Raw genomic sequence first — 15,036 nt, forward strand, 5'->3', positions numbered from 1 at the left:
CGGGATGCGGGTGCGGCAGGCCGCTGGTTGCCCGGAACGCGCGGTGCTGCCGCACTCGGGCCCGGCGGCGCGGCAGGGGTGCCCATGGAACCGGTCGAAGACGCAGCGGCCCGCTGCACCGAAGGTGCTGACTCTGCACGGGAGTTGGCCGCCGGACCAAGCTGATCCGGGACGGCCCGCTGCACAACGGCCCCCGCGCTCGGCGGAGTCGCGGTCGGCCCCTGAGCGGTAGCAGACGCACCAGACCCAGCCGGGGCGATCGGCGTCGGCGCCGCACCCCGTGCAGGAGCAGCCGCCCGCTGCACCGGAGCCGAACCGGAACCGGAAGCCGACCCCGCCCGCTGCACCGGAGCCGAACCGGAACTTGAAGCCGGACCGGGAGCAGGAGCCGACCCCGCCCGCTGCACTGGAGCCGAAGCAGAAGCCGAACCAGAGCCAGAACCCGCCCCGGATCCCGGCCCCGCCCCGAAAGCCGGAGCCGGGGTCGGCTCCGCGCCCTCCGCCTGCCGCCCGCCGGAGGCCACCGGCAGGTGCAGCAGAGGGGCGGACGGGCTCGGGGGGACCGGGGTCACGGCGTTGTGGAGGACGCCGTGGGGGGCCGTCGGGGAGACCGCGTGGGTCAGCGGGCGTACGACCGACAGGTCCTGGTGGGCGGCCAGGGTCGAGCCGAAGGCCGCTTCCGCCGTGAGGCGGGGGGCGGCCAGGGCCCGCTGGATCGGGGGTGCGGCGGCCCAGCCGCCGTCACCCCGTACCGGTGGGGCGGCCGGAGCGGCCGGAGCCGCCGGTGCGGTCTCGGACGTCCGGCCGCGCCGGCGCTTGAACAGGGCCATCCCCCGTCACCGCTCCCCTTCGCCTTGTTCCACCAGTGCCGCCACCCGCCGTACGTACGCCCGCCGGTCCGCATGCTCCAGGTCGAGGATGGAGTCCATGCCCCAGTGGAAGTGGTAGGCCAGGTACGCGGTCTCCTCCTCGATCCGGTCGGCCGCGTACGTCACGATTCCCCCAGGCGGCTCCCGGCCAGCTCGACCTCGAAGGACTCGTTGCAGTGCGGGCAGGCCACCGCCGCCCGGGTGTGTCCCTCGGCGTTGATCTGCCGGTAGAAGTCCTGGAGGAAGGCCAGGTCGGAGGCGAACATGTTCTCCACCGTGCCGTCGTGGACATCGCCGAGGGTGCCGAGCCGGGTGATCACCCGGCCGAGCAGGACCACCGACAGGTACGCCGGGTTCTCGCGGACCCGGACGTCCCGCAGCGGCACCAGCTCGTCGCGGGCCGTGGCGAGCCGCATCGAGCCGTGCCGGTGCACGGTGCCCGACTCGTCCACGTAGCCGCGCGGCAGCTCGAACTCGAACTCGGTGCGCAGCGGCTCCCGCGCGGCCGACGGGGGCTGGGCCTGGGCCTCGGCTCCCCCAACTCCAGGACCTTCGCGCCTCATTACTCGATGACCAGCTCTTCGAAGGTGATGCTGACCTGCTCGGTCATCGCGGAGGCGTCGCCGGCCTTGACCGCGCTGACCTCGACCTTGGTGCACCAGGCGTTGCGCAGGTGGTAGCGCTTCACCGGGTTCTCCTGGTAGTCCATCATGATGATGGAGGCGTTCTTGCGGGCCGAGCCCATGTTTCCGTCGATGGACTGCTTGATCCACTCGGAGAACGTGGACGAGTGGGTGGCACCGCGGGTCACCGTGCACTCACCGGCCTTCTTCACGCCGGGCAGCTTCTTGATGATCGGCTTGCCGGCCGCGGAGACCTGCTGGTACTCGATGACGTCCTGCTCCATCGAGAGGCTGCTGACTTCCTGCAGGTACTCGACCATGACACCGTCGATCTGCAGGCCGAAATTGTGGGTGGTGAGGGCATCACCGGGCTGAAGCGACATGCTGGGTTACTCCTGTTCGTACGAAATCGGCCTAGGGAATGGGGAGTTGGTGCGTCCTACTCCTCCAGCTCGCCGCCGCCGCCCGAGAACTGGGCCAGGCGGAACACCACGAACTCGGCGGGCTTGACGGGCGCGATGCCGATCTCGCAGACGACGCGGCCGAGGTCGACGGACTCGACCGGGTTGGTCTCCTCGTCGCACTTCACGTAGAAGGCGTCCTCGGGGCGCTGGCCGAACAGGGCGCCGTTGCGCCACTCGTTGACCAGGAAGGCGGAGATGTTGCGGCGGATCCGGGCCCACAGCGCGTGGTCGTTCGGCTCGAACACGACCCACTGGGTGCCGATCAGGATCGACTCTTCCAGGTAGTTGAAGTACCGGCGCACGTTCAGGTAGCGCCAGGCCGGGTCGGAGGCGAGGGTGCGGGCGCCCCAGACGCGGATGCCGCGGCCCGGGAAGGCGCGGATGCAGTTCACGCCGATCGGGTTGAGGAGGTCCTGCTCGCCGCGGGTGATCTGGAGTTCCAGGTCGACGGCGCCGCGCACGATCTCGTTCGCGGGGGCCTTGTGGACGCCGCGTTCGGCGTCGTTGCGGGCCCAGATGCCGGACATGTGGCCGGACGGCGGCACGACCTTGGTCTGGCCGCTGGACGGGTCGAAGACCTTGACCCAGGGGTAGTACAGGGCGGCGTACCGGGAGTCGTAACCGGCCACCTCCATGCGCCACTTGCGGATGTCGCGGGCGTTGAGTCCGGGCGGCGGGTCCAGGACGGCCATCCGGTCGCCCATCAGCTCGCAGTGCGCGACCAGGCCGAGCTGGACGGCCTTGACCTGCTCCAGGTCGATCAGGCCCTGCTGGTAGATGGCCATCAGGTCGGGCACCGCGACCATGTTGATCTCGTCGAGGGCCTCCAGGCCGCCGAAGCCGGTGCGGTCGGCGGAGTCGCCGATGAACTGGCCGGATTCGATCCGCGCGACCGTGCCGCCGGTGGCGGCCGGGGCGGAAGCGGCGACGGGCGGCGCGAGGGTGACGGCCTGGGCCTCGGGGCGGGCCAGCTGGCCGCCCGCGACGGCCTCTTCGAGGGTGATCGTCTTCGAGCGCTGCTTGACCTGCGTGACGACGAAGTTGCGGGCCGACTTCTTGGCGCTGACGTCGAAGTTCTCGACGATGGTGTCGCCGTCCTTGACGACCAGCTTGAAGCGGTCGGCGTCCTTCTCGCCCTCGGCGTCCTGCACCTCGACGGTGAGCGCTGCGCCGTTCGTGCCCGCCGCGATGGCGGCGACCTTGAACGCGCCGAGCGCGACGGACTCGCCCGCGGTGATCGCCTGGGGAGCCGCGGCGGCCGCGTTGGTCTGCGGGGCCGCCTGCGCCGTGCCGGTGTCGGTGCCGCCGACGCGCACGACGTAGGCCGCCGTACCGCCGTTGTTGAAGAAGCCGTAGACGGAGTGCGCCAGGTAGTACCCGTCCGTGAACTCCCCGAACTCGGCGACGTACTGGGACCAGTTGGTCACCAGCGTCGGCTCGTTGAGCGGCCCGACGGGAGCGAGCCCGACGAAGGCGGCGACGGAGGTGCCGACCCCCTCGATGGGGCGGGATCCGCTGGCGACTTCCTCGACGTAGACGCCGGGGGAGAGGTAGTTGGGCACGGTCGGGGTCTCCTCGTGAAGGTGGGGTGGTACGAGCCGGGACGGCCCGGCTGCCGGGCGAGGTCCGTTACGGGTGGTCGACGCCACCTCGCGCGGCGGACGCCGTCGTGCTGCCCGCGGTCCGCCGGACGGCTGCCGCGGCGGAGGTGGTCGGCGGGGCCGCGTCGCTCGGGGCGTGCTGGGTACGGTCCGGCAGTCGCGGGCGGTGAGTGCCCCGTGCGGCCTGCTGGTCCTGCGCACGCATGTGGTTCCCGTTCCCCCGAGTCGCCGTGATGGCCAATGTCCCGACCAGCCTCGCTGGCGCGGGCCGGCGGCGGGAGGGGAGAAGGTGCGGGGGCGAGGGCAGCCGGGGTTGCCCGTCCGGTCACTCGGGCGGGTGGGCGCGGGCAGCGCGGCGGACGGTCAGCAGTCGTCCTCGTCCGGCGTCACCGGCACGGGAGCGGGCGGGGAGCAGGGGCGGCCGGTGCTCAGCCGGTTGGCCTCGCGGACCTTCTCCATCAGCTCCTCCCTGCGCCTGGCGTCCTCGGCCGCCTGCTCTTCCGTACTGTCACCCATGGCGCGCACCCCCAAGCAGGTCTGCCGACTCCGCCCCGGTCCGTGATCGTGCGGTCGCTGTCCGTACTTCATGCAGCGTGCTCCCCGGAGCACGGGCCTGGCCAGTGGGCGCGACTTCCCAATGCCTTTTGCGTACGTGTTCGAACTCCCCTGGCCGGTCGGGCCGGCGGGGTCGGCCTTGATGTGTCTGATCGGCTGCACGGGTACGGGTACGGGTATGGGTGCGAGCGCGTGGGCCCCGGGTGCCGTGGGGGCGAGCAGCCGGGCGAGGGCCGTGTTGCCCGCGGTCCGCCGGACGTCCGCGACGGCGGAACCGCGCCGCAGCGGCGGCCGGGTATGCGGTCCGTCGCCGTGCAGGTCGGCCGGATTCTGTTCCATGGCCCGCACGTGTCCGGACTCCCCTCGGTGGCTGCCTCGCGATTCTTCGGCCGCGGGAGAGGGAACGCACGAGGCGCCCGGCCCGTCTTGGGGGCAGGGAGCTTGCCCTTTCGCCCGGTTACCCACGGGATACAGGGGCCAGTTCAGGCCAACTCCATGGGGGATACACGGGGTGATGAGGGCCTGCGGGCGCTCCTGACGTAGCGTTCGGTGGACCGGAAGAACAGCATTCGTGGGCCGAAAGGGCAACGTCGGGGGACGAGTCGGCCGGGCGAGGGAGAGGCAGCGGCGCGTGGCGGAATCCGGCGGAACGGGCGAGGGCGGCATAACCGGCGGACTGCGGTTCCGGATGCTCGGACCCGTCGAGGGCGAACTCGGTGGCACCGCACTGCCGTTGGGCCCGCCCCAGCAGCGGGCCCTGCTCGCCGTACTGCTGCTGCGCGAGGGCCGGCCGGTCTCCATGCCGGAGCTGCTCGACGCGATATGGGGGGAGCGGCTGCCCCCGCGCGGGGTGGGCACCCTGCGCACCTACGTATCGAGACTGCGCACCCTGCTGGAACCCGGCAGGCCCGCACGCACCCCGGCCAGGCTCCTGGTGTCGGCCGACGACGGGTACGCGCTGCGGGTGCCGGCCGCGGCGCTCGACACCGCGGTCTTCGAGGCGCGCCTCGCCGAGGCCGCGCGGCTGCGGGGCGCGGGCGACACCGCCGCCGCCCACCGCGAACTGGCCGCAGCGCTCGCCCTGTGGGGCGGCAGCCCGCTCGCGGGCCTGCCGGGGCCGCACGCGGAGCGCCAGCGCGACCGGCTGACCGAACTGTGGCTCTCGGCCCGCGAAGACCACTTCCACTGCGCCCTCGCCCTGGACCGGCACACGGCGACGATCGCCTCGCTGGGCGCGTTCGCCGCCGAACACCCGCTGCGCGAACGCGCCCAGGCGCTGCTGATGCTGGCCCTGCACCGGGCGGGCCGCCAGGCGGACGCGTTCGCGGTGTACGAGGCGACCCGCCGCACCCTGGACACCGAACTGGGCGTCCCCCCGGGCCCCGAACTCACGGCCCTGCACACCCGCTTGCTGTCCCGCCCACTGGAAGCCCCGGCCACGCAGAGCCCCCACGTTGTGGGCAGTCGTTCCGCAGGGCGATCGGGGTCTCCCCTGGTCGAGCGGAGCCGAGACCTTGGGGAAGGGTGGGCACAACGAACCCCCGCCGCCGGAACCCCGGTTACTGCCGCACCCGCCCCCGCCGAGCCTGCCGACGTCCCGAGCCCATCCGCGCCCCCCTCCCAACTCCCCCCGGACATACCTGACTTCACCGGCCGGGCCACCCACCTCGCCGACCTGACCGCCACCCTCCAACACGCCTCCGACGGCCGAGCCGTGGGCGTGGCCGTACTCACGGGCCTCGGCGGCGTGGGCAAAAGCGCGCTGGCCGTACACGCCGCCCACCGCATGCGCGCCGCGTTCCCCGACGGCCAGCTGTACGTCGATCTGCGCGGCCACGACGCCGAGCCCGCCGACAGCGCCGCCGTCCTCACCCAACTGCTCCGCTCACTCGGCGTGGCCGAGGCCTCCGTACCCGAGGACGCCGGGCAGCGGGCGGCGCTGTACCGCTCACTGCTCGCCGGGCGGCGCGTGCTCGTACTGCTCGACACCGCGCACGACACCGCGCAGATCCGCCCGCTGCTGCCCGGCACCCCGGGCAGCGCGGTCCTCGTCACCAGCCGGACGCGCATCGTGGGCCTGCCCGGGGCGCGGCTCGTGGACGTCGAGGCGCCGGACGAGCAGGACGCCCTGGACATGCTGGAATCGATCGCGGGAGCGCGGCGGGTGCGCTCCGAGCCGGACGCGGCCCGCCAACTGGTCGCCGCCTGCGGCCGGTTGCCGCTCGCCGTGCGCATCGCGGCCAGCAGGCTGGCCGCCCGCCCCGACTGGGCGGTGGCCGATCTGGTGGCCCGGCTGAGCAGCGAGCGCCACCGGCTGGACGAGCTGGAGGCCGACGGGCTCGGCGTGGCCGCCGCCTTCCGGCTCAGCTACGAAGGGCTCGACGCCCCGGCCGCGCGCGCCTTCCGCCTCGCGGCCGCCGCCGACGTCCCGGTCTTCGGGCGGGACACCACGGCCGCGCTACTCGGCGTGGAGGAGTGCGCCGCCGAGGACGCGCTTGAGGCGCTCGTCGACGCCGGTCTGATCGAGGCGTACGGAGTGGACCGCTACCGCTTCCACGACCTGGTGCGGATCTACGCGCGGCGAATCCTGGAGCATTCGCCCGACGCCGCCGAACGGCCCGCCGCCCAGCGCAGGCTCCTGGACCATGTGCTCGCCGGGACGCGCAACGTACTGCGCTGCCTGCGGCCGCTCAGCGGCGTACCGGATCTGCTGCACGAGCCGCAGGCGCCCGGCTACCGGCCCACCGACGCGGCGGACGCCCGGGTCTGGCTCCAGGAGTCGCACGAGCTGATCCGGGCCACCGTCGAGCAGGCGCTCGGCAAGGGACCCTGGGAGGACCTGGGCGAGCAGGCGCTGCGGCCCGCCGTCGACCTCCTCACCGGCTGGGCCCAGCTGATCCTCGGCACCGCCCGCCGCCACGAACTCCAGGGCCCGGCCGGCCTCGCCCTGTCGGCGGCGCAGTGCCACGGGGACGACCGCTCGGCGGGCCGGGCGCTGCGCCTGATCGCCGCCGTACCGCAGCAGGGCGCCGACACCTACCCGCGCATCGAACGCACCCTGCGCCAGGCGCTCAAGTACGCGGCGCTGGCCGGCGACCCGCTCGCCGAGTCGGGGGCGGCGCACGAACTCGCCATCATCCTGGGCGTGATGGGCCGCCCCGCCGAAGCGCTCCCCTTGTTCGAGCAGGCCTACGCCCGCTTCACCGAACTGGGCAGCACCGGCGACGCGGTGCGCGTCCTCGCCCATGTCGTACGCACCCACATGCTGCTCGGCCAGAAGGAGCGCGCCGAGGCCGCCGCCGATGAAGTACTGCGCAGGGCAAGGGAGTTGGGCGACCGGGGTACGCTCGGGCATGTGCTGTACCAGATCGGCTGCGCGCTGCTCGCGGGCGGCCGGCCGGTGCGGGCCGCCGCCCATCTGCGGGAGTCGCGCCAGCACCACCAGTGGAGCGGCGAGCTGCGCTGGGAGGCGCTCGCCTGGGCGCGGCTCGCGCACTGCGCGCTGGCCCGGGAGCGGCCCAGCGAGGCCGCGGCCTGTGCGACGCAGGCCCTGTCCATCGAGGACGGCCTCGGTGACCCGTTCTGCCGCGGGCTCGCGCTCGCCGCGCGCGGCCGGGCCCTGCTCGCGCTCGGCGAGACCCCGGCGCTGTCCGCGCTGGCCTCGCTGCGCACCGCGCACCGGCTGCTCAGCGCGCGCGGCGCGGCGGACGCCGACGAGCTGACCGCGCTGCTGTGGACCGGCCCGGCCGCGGTGCCCAGACAGTCGACTGCCCCGACGGGCAGCCCTGTTGGCGGGTCCACGAGTGCAGCGAGGGCTGCCCTCTGACAGAGCCTTTCGGGCAGGGGGTAACCCGGCGCGCCCCCTAGCCTTTTCCTCATGACCATGTGGACGTCTCTGGACCCGGCCGCCGTCGCCGTCGATCCCGGTGGGCGGGCCACCGCGCGGCTGAGGGTACGGAACACCGGCGACACGGTCGAGGAATACCGCCTCTCGGTGGTCGGCACTCCCGCGGGCTGGGCCCGTGTCGAGCCCGACACCCTGCGCCTCTACCCCGGCAGCGAGGGCACCGCGGAGATCTCCTTCGCGCCGCCCCGCTCGCCCGACGCCCTGGCGGGCCCGGCCCCGTACGGCATCCGCGTGGAGCCCCGCGAGCACCCCGAGCTGCGGGACGTGCTTGAGGGGCAGGTCACCGTCGCGCCCTTCACCGAGGTGCGCGCCGAACTGCTGCCGCCCAGCCTGGTCGGCCGGTTCCGGGGGCGGGCCGCCGTCGCCGTCGACAACCTCGGCAACACCCCGCTCACGGCCTCGCTGACCGTACGCGACGAGGCCAACCGGCTCACCTATGAAATGGCGCCGAACTCGGTCCAAGTCGCCCCGGGCCGGGCCGCGTTCGCGAAAGTCATCATCCGGCCGCAGCAGGTCCGCTGGACCGGCACCGCCGAACAGCACCGGCTGACCCTGGCGGTACGCCGCTCCGGCGACGACAAGGGGCTCGAACTCGGCGGCACCTTCGACCAGCGTCCGGTGCTGCCGCGCTGGCTGCTCGCCACGGGCAGCCTGCTGGTGGCGGCCGCGGTCGCGTTCGCGGTGATGTGGCTGGGCTTCCAGCCGAAGGTGACCACCGCGACCGGCGAGACGCAGGCCGCCGGTGCCAGCGCGCAGCCGGTGCCGCAGGGCGCCGAGTCCCCGCTGCCGGCGGCCCCCTCGGCCCCGGCCTCGCCGCCGCCGGGCGCCCAGAACCCGGCCGGTGGTGGCGGAGCCGGTGGCGGCGGAGCCGGGGGCGGGGGCGGCGACAACAGCTCCGCGCCCGGCGACGGTCCGCCGGTGATCCCCCCGGCCCCCAAGCAGGCGCCCCCGCCGAAGGCGAACGCCAAGTCGGGCCCGTCCTGGCAGATGGGCTACCGGCCGGACGACATCGTCACCTTCGCCCAGTACCGCCTGGCCACGCTCAACAACGTCTGCTCGCTGCAGCCCGGCTGGACCGAGGGGGTCATCGACAAGCTCACCGACACCTCGCTGCGCTGCTACCAGCAGCACGTCATGCGGGACCAGAAGAGCAGCCGCGAACTGACGAAGACCGACCCGGAAGGCACCCTGGGACGGGCCACCCTCGCCTCGCTGTGGGCGCAGGGCATCAAGCCGGACGACGTGAAGAGCGGCGCGAAGAACTACCAGGTGACGAAGTTGGCCGCGTCGTTCTGGTGGGCGTCGCAGGTCCCCATCTCGAACGACGACCTGAAACTCGACCGCTGGTACGCCAAGACCGGCATCGACTACTTCAAGAACGGCCAGAAGAGCGGCCAGGTGGCGGTGTCGGACGACACGATCAAGGGCTGGATCAAGCAGTACCAGCAGGAGGTCGGCCTCCCGGCGTCCGGCACGGCCGACGCGGCGACGCTCGGCAAACTGATCGGCGGCTCGGTCAACGGGCCCGGAAAGCCGGGCCGTTAGCGACGGCGTTAGCGCGGACGTTAGCGGGCGTTAGGGGGTGTCCGACCCTGATCCACCGGATACTCCCAGGCCCCGGCCGCGCCCGCCCCGCCCCCACAGAACTCCCGGGCGGCTGTTCCCCCACAGCCGTCCGGGGCAGGCCGCCCGGTGACCCCGGGCGCGGCCACCGGCCGACCGCGGCCCCGGCCACCCCGGGGCCGCGGACCGGCCGAAGGGGCCCGGCACCCCGGGCCCCGGCCGCTCAAGCGTCCGGACGGTCGTCCCCCGCGACCGTCCGGATCCGGCCACCCCCAGCCGACCGGGCCATGGGCGCGTGGCCGTCAGGGCACATACCGCTGCCCTCGGGACTGCCCTTTGCGGCGCTGTACGTGGCCCGCTCTCCCCACTTGACTCATGGGGTGAGTATGTGGACATCTCTGGAGCCCCCCGCGATCACCGTCGCCCCCGGGGACAGCGCCGTCGCACGGCTGCGGGTGCGCAATACGGGGGACACCGTCGAGGAGTACCGGCTCTCGCCGGCCGGGGAGGCCGCCGGATGGGCGTCGGTGGAACCGGCCGTGCTGCGGATCTACCCCGGGGCCGAGGGCACCGCCGAGGTCACCTTCGCGCCACCGCGCACCCCTGACGCCGTGGCGGGCCCGGCCCCGTTCGGTATTCGGGTCGAGCCGCGCGAACACCCCGAGGCCTCCGACGTCGCCGAGGGCCGGCTCACCATCGGCCCGTTCACCGAACTCCGCGCCGAGCTGGTCCCGCGCACCGTACGGGGCCGTCGGCGGGCCCGGGGCCGGATCGCGATCGACAACCTCGGCAACCAGCCGCTGACCGCCTCCTTCTCCACCCGGGACAACGGCGACGCGTTCGACGTCGACGCCAACCCCGGCGCGGTCCAGGTCGCCCCGGGCCGGGCCGGTTTCGCCGAGGTCGAGATCACCGCGACCAAGGTCAGCTGGTTCGGTACCTCGCGCGAACGCCCCTTCACCGTCCAGGTGTCGCGGGCCGGGGTGCCCGCCCCGGAGGAGCTGCGCGGCACTTATACGCAGCCCTCCGTGTTCCCGCGCTGGCTCCTCGCGGTGGGGTCGCTCCTGGTGGCCCTTGCCGTGGCGTTCGCGCTGCTCTGGTTCCAGCAGGCCCCGAAGGTGTCGAGCCAGGCCACCGAGAAGGCGCCCTCCAAGGAGGAGCCGCTGCCGCAGGGCGCCAAGAGCCCGCTGCCGTCCGCCCCGCCGCCCTCGCCGTCGGACAAGCCGAAGGGTCCCGACGCCCCGCCGGCCGCGCCGCCGAATCCGAACCCCGGCGGCGCCGTCCCGCCGAAGCCGGACAAGCCCGGCGGCGGGGGCGGGCCGAAGCCGCCCACGTACGACCCGAACAAGAAGGTGCGGATCCAGTCCGGGCTCGGGATGTTCCTGACGACGGCCACCGACCAGAAGCCGGAGGGCCGGTACGTCTACAGTGCGCCCGACACCCATGGCCAGCCGCCCTGGGACCAGTACTGGGCCGTCCATCCGCTGCCGAACAACGAGTTCGCCATCACCTCGTCGTCCGAGCCGTGGGCCGTCGTGGACAAGACCAGGGAGGGCAACCAGATCGAGATGTGGGGCGCCTCCGGCGGCACGCCGAGCCTGTCCGACGGGTCGATGACCAGCAACCAGAAGTGGGCGATCCAGCCGATCGACGGCGCCGACGGCTTCGTACGCCTGGTGAGCCGGGACGTCGTCTGGTGCCTCTCCGACCTGTCGCCGAACGACAAGGCCCACCTCCAGGTCGCCGAGGTCCGCGCCTGCGGGGCGCTGCCCGCCGACCAGCAGCGCTGGAAGATCGTCCAGTAGTCGGTCCGTGCCGGGGGCGCCCACAAGGGCACCCTCGGCCCTGCCAGGGGCGCGGGGAACTGCGCGAGCAGCCTCCCCCAAGCTCTCAACTTCGTTCGAGCAGGGGGGACCCCCATCGATCCGCAGCCGAACACCTGCCCCCCCTGCGGAGCTACGGCGCCCAGGCCGTGCCCACCCCCGGCACAAGCCGCCCCGACTTCACGTACTCGCGGCGCGCCCCGGTGCGCACGTCCTCGGCGGTCACCGGAGAACCCCGGTCGGCCGCGATGTACCCCGCCGTCACCGCCGCGGAGCGAATCGCCCCGCCCGCCAGCTCGAACTCCTTGGCGCAGGCGTCCAGTTCGGCCCCGAGCCCGTCCTCCTGCGGCACCCCGGCCAGACAGCTGCGCCACAGCGAGGCCCGCAGTTCCACGTCGGGGAACGGGAAGTCCACCACCAGGTCGAGCCGCCGGGTGAAGGCCTCGTCGATGTTGGCCCGCAGGTTGGTGGTCAGGACCGCGATGCCGTCGAAGGCTTCGAGGCGCTGGAGCAGATAGGCGCTCTCCAGGTTGGCGTACCGGTCGTGCGAGCTCTTGACCTCGGAGCGCTTGCCGAACACGGCGTCCGCCTCGTCGAAGAGCAGCACCGAGTCGGTCCGGTCGGCCTCCGAGAAGATCCGCTCCAGGTTCTTCTCGGTCTCGCCGACGTACTTGTCCACGACGGACGACAGGTCCACCACGTACAGGTCGAGACCGAGTTCGCCCGCGACGACCTCCGCCGCGAGGGTCTTGCCGGTGCCGGAGTCGCCCGCGAACAGCGCGACGACGCCCCGCCCGCGCCCGCCACCGGTACGCAGCCGCCATTCGCCGAGCACCCGGTCCCGGTGCCGGGCCCGCCCGGCGAGCTCGTGCAGCAGCCCTAGCGGCTCCTCGGGCAGCACCAGGTCGGCGAACCCCACGGCGGGCCGCACCCGCCGCGCGTGCTTGTCGAGCAGCGGCGCCGAAAGCAGCCGTGCGCTCTTCTGTACGTGGCCGAGGCCGACCGGCGCCCCTTCGAAACCGGCCAGGGCCAGCGCCCCCCGGGCGGCCCGCCGCACCTGCCCGGCGCCGAGCCGGTAGGGCCCTACGGCCTCCGCCAAGTCGCCTTCGTAGCCGGGGAGTTCCTCGGTCCAGGCGGCCAGCGGGTCGGTCTCGACGGCCGTGTCGTCCAGGGCGAGAAGCCCCGCGTCCGGCGCCCACCCGGGGTCGTACGGCTCGGTCCCGGCGAACACCACGGTCACCCCGCCCGCCGTCAACTCCCGGATCAGCGGCCCGGGTTGGTCCTGCGGCAGCTCCACCACCACCGCGGTGCCGGAGCCGCGAAGCCGGGCCTCGCGCAGCAGGGTGCGGCCGGTCGCCGGGTCGGCGCTCTCGGGGCGGTGGCGCAGCACGGAGCGCCCGGCGCCGCGCAGCGCCGCGGTCACGGCGTCCGCACCGCTCCCGGCCCTGCGCTCGCGCAGATGGACGGCGAGGGGCTGCCGGGAGCGGGCGATCCGTGCCGCGAGCCCGTCGGCGGGCGCGTCGCCGCCCGGGGCCAGCAACTCCACGCGCGCGTCCCCCAGCCGGCCGTCCAGGGTGTCATCGCCGAGCAGGTGGGCGACCACCCGTTCCGGGACCCGCAGGGCCCGGCCCGGCAGCGGCCGGTCCTCGTCCTCCACAACGACCAGACCCGCGCCGACCAGCGGCGCGGCCGGGTGGAGCCGGCCGCGGGCGACCGGATCGTGCGGTCCGGTCCCGGCGAGTTCCAGGGCCAGGGCGACCGAGGCCCGGCGCCGGCCCACATCGTCGTTGAGGTAGCCGTAGAGCGGCTCGAAGCGCCGGTCCACATCGGGGGCGAGCGCCGCGACGAGGATCAGTTCGTCGAGCGCGGTGAGGCCGAACCCGGCCGCCGCCGCGGCCAGGCGATCTCCGGGCCCGGATGGGAACGGGCCGTCGGGCGAGGGGAGTTCGGGCGTCGGCGCGTTCACCAGGCGGGTGGCGGTCTCCGCCGACACGTACAGTCCGCGCAGCGGGTCGCCCGCCGTCGGGTCGTCGGCGGAGCGGGCCGCGACCAGCGCGGCGACCGAGGTCCGCAGCCGTTCGAGGCGGCCCAGCAGGGCGGGGGCGGCCTCGTTCACTTGGCGCCGTCCCGGGTGGTGCGCAGCATCCGGGGCCGCGAGTCGTTCGGCACCCCGTCCCGGCCGGACACGGTGACCACCGCGCCCTCGGTGACCGGCGGCGCGACCTCGTACACCGGAGTGACCGGGAACGGCGTGGTGATCACCACGTCGAGCGAGGGCTTGAGCTCGCCGCCGAGCGCCGACCAGATGTCGGCAAGGGAACGCGACTCGGCGGGCGGCACCGCGACCGTGAGCGGAATGGTCGCCTTGTACGCGTCGAGCGCCTTCGGTACGGACTCGGCGGGCAGCATCTCGTGCGGCAGCAGACACGCCAACGCGCCGGACAGCAGCCGGTGTTCGTCCTCGGGGCGGCTGGTCCACGCGGTGAGGAGGTAGGACAGCCGGTACCAGCGGGGCGGCTGCCGCTTGCGCAGCACGATGCCGTTGGCGTCCCGCTCCGCGTACGCGCCGCGCTCGCGGCGGGCCACGTCCTCGCGGATGTCGTACAGATAGGCGTTGAGGGTGGGCGTGTTGCGGCGCGCCGCCCAGTCGCGGGTGGGCGCCTCGAAGACGACGTCCCCCGTTCCCTCGGGCAGCGCCCCGCCGCGCAGGATGCGCCGCAGCGCTTCGTCGATTTCGTGGATCATTGAGCCAATTTCCCGAGTCCCGGACACCGGCCGAAAAGAGTCGGTCGCGGCGGCGATTGAGCGGTTGGAGCCGTGTCGGATGGGGGGTGCCCGCAGCCGTGCCGGCTGAGGAGGGTGCCCGCCGGGCACGCCTAGATGTAGCCCTCGCGCAGCGCGTAGGCGACGGCGTGTGCGCGGTTGGTGAGCTGCAACCGCGTCATGAGGGCGTGCAGGATGTTCTTGACGGTCCGCTCCGAGTAGGCGAGCTTCTCGGAGATCTGCCGGGTGTCCAGGCCCTCGGCGACGAGCCGCAGCACGTCCACCTCGCGCGGCGCCATCCCGAACAGCGGTGCGGACGACGCGGACCCGGCGGACGAGGTGGTCTCCGAGCGGCGCAGCCGTCCGACCTGTACGAGCAGCCGGCTGATCAGGTCCGGCGGCAGCTCGCCCTCGCCGCGCGCCGCGCTGTGCACGGCCTTCAACAGGCGCTGCTCGGTGGCCTGGTGGCGCCACAGGATGGCCCGTACGCCGTACTCGACCACGGTCAGCAGGTCCGGCTCGCGCAGTTCGCGGGCTATCAGCACCACGCGCTGTTCGCCGCCGCGCACGACGCGGCGCAGTTCGGCGGAGGCCGTGTCGTCCACCTGGTCGACGAGCATGACGGCGACGGCGGGGTCGGCCGGGCGGCCGTCCGTCTCGCGGGACTCGCGGGTGTCGCGCAGGACTTCCACGGTCGGCTGGTGCTGCAGATGACTGATGACTCCGGCCCGGCTCAGCGGATCGGAGGCGTGAACGGTCACCGTGACACGATTCGCGAGCAATGGCATTCCCTGTCCCTTCTCCCACCCCGTGCGTACCCAACCGGCACAGAGTGGTCCGGCCCGATCAACAGCGAATCAACAACCGT

General features: G+C 73.7%; 12 protein-coding genes. 3 read left to right on the forward strand and 9 right to left on the reverse strand.

Going from position 1 to position 15,036, the window contains the following annotated elements; all coding sequences use genetic code 11:
- Positions 1–836 precede the first annotated feature (836 nt).
- The 6 genes from ACIBK6_RS05585 to ACIBK6_RS05610 all read right to left on the reverse strand — a co-directional run bounded on the left by ACIBK6_RS05585 (position 837) and on the right by ACIBK6_RS05610 (position 4,451).
- Positions 837–995: a DUF6760 family protein gene (locus tag ACIBK6_RS05585; RefSeq protein ID WP_329464241.1), complete on the reverse strand. Its 159-nt coding sequence runs from the start codon at positions 993–995 to the stop codon at positions 837–839.
- Entirely contained in the window at positions 992–1,432 is a 441-nt protein-coding gene (locus tag ACIBK6_RS05590; RefSeq protein WP_399049014.1) for a hypothetical protein, read from the reverse strand. The genes ACIBK6_RS05585 and ACIBK6_RS05590 overlap by 4 nt, the downstream gene beginning before the upstream one ends.
- On the reverse strand, positions 1,432–1,875 hold the full coding sequence (locus tag ACIBK6_RS05595) for a phage tail protein (protein WP_399049015.1): 444 nt from the start codon (positions 1,873–1,875) through the stop codon (positions 1,432–1,434). Before ACIBK6_RS05595 ends, ACIBK6_RS05590 begins: the two co-directional genes overlap by 1 nt.
- A 56-nt stretch (positions 1,876–1,931) precedes the next feature.
- Positions 1,932–3,518, reverse strand: coding sequence for a phage tail sheath subtilisin-like domain-containing protein (locus ACIBK6_RS05600; protein ID WP_399049017.1), 1,587 nt, complete (start codon positions 3,516–3,518; stop codon positions 1,932–1,934).
- 67 nt (positions 3,519–3,585) lie between these two features.
- On the reverse strand, positions 3,586–3,762 hold the full coding sequence (locus tag ACIBK6_RS05605) for a hypothetical protein (RefSeq protein ID WP_399049018.1): 177 nt from the start codon (positions 3,760–3,762) through the stop codon (positions 3,586–3,588).
- A gap of 158 nt (positions 3,763–3,920) precedes the next feature.
- Positions 3,921–4,451, reverse strand: a complete 531-nt coding sequence (locus ACIBK6_RS05610) for a hypothetical protein (protein WP_399049019.1) — start codon at positions 4,449–4,451, stop codon at positions 3,921–3,923.
- Between the two features lie 292 nt (positions 4,452–4,743).
- Here ACIBK6_RS05610 and ACIBK6_RS05615 point away from each other — a divergent pair, with 292 nt between their 5' ends.
- From ACIBK6_RS05615 to ACIBK6_RS05625, 3 genes are all read left to right on the forward strand, one after another.
- Positions 4,744–7,938: an AfsR/SARP family transcriptional regulator gene (locus tag ACIBK6_RS05615; RefSeq protein ID WP_399049020.1), complete on the forward strand. Its 3,195-nt coding sequence runs from the start codon at positions 4,744–4,746 to the stop codon at positions 7,936–7,938.
- Between the two features lie 51 nt (positions 7,939–7,989).
- A complete protein-coding gene (locus tag ACIBK6_RS05620) occupies positions 7,990–9,564 on the forward strand; it encodes a hydrolase (protein WP_399049022.1) in 1,575 nt (524 codons plus the stop codon).
- A gap of 404 nt (positions 9,565–9,968) precedes the next feature.
- Positions 9,969–11,387, forward strand: a complete 1,419-nt coding sequence (locus tag ACIBK6_RS05625) for a hypothetical protein (protein WP_399049023.1) — start codon at positions 9,969–9,971, stop codon at positions 11,385–11,387.
- 151 nt (positions 11,388–11,538) lie between these two features.
- On the opposite strand, the gene ACIBK6_RS05630 is transcribed toward ACIBK6_RS05625, so the two are convergent.
- From ACIBK6_RS05630 to ACIBK6_RS05640, 3 genes are all read right to left on the reverse strand, one after another.
- Positions 11,539–13,521 carry an AAA family ATPase gene (locus ACIBK6_RS05630; protein ID WP_399049025.1) on the reverse strand — a complete coding sequence of 661 codons (1,983 nt, stop codon included), beginning with the start codon at positions 13,519–13,521 and terminating at the stop codon, positions 11,539–11,541.
- Complete coding sequence (locus tag ACIBK6_RS05635; RefSeq protein WP_399049027.1) at positions 13,518–14,150, reverse strand: DUF4255 domain-containing protein; 633 nt, start codon at positions 14,148–14,150, stop codon at positions 13,518–13,520. Before ACIBK6_RS05635 ends, ACIBK6_RS05630 begins: the two co-directional genes overlap by 4 nt.
- A gap of 131 nt (positions 14,151–14,281) precedes the next feature.
- The gene (locus ACIBK6_RS05640; protein WP_399049029.1) at positions 14,282–14,956 is read right to left on the reverse strand and encodes a response regulator transcription factor; all 675 of its coding nucleotides are present in this window, start codon (positions 14,954–14,956) and stop codon (positions 14,282–14,284) included.
- Positions 14,957–15,036: the final 80 nt, after the last annotated feature.

The organism is Streptomyces sp. NPDC050485, assembly GCF_044458185.1.
Classification (GTDB): domain Bacteria; phylum Actinomycetota; class Actinomycetes; order Streptomycetales; family Streptomycetaceae; genus Streptomyces.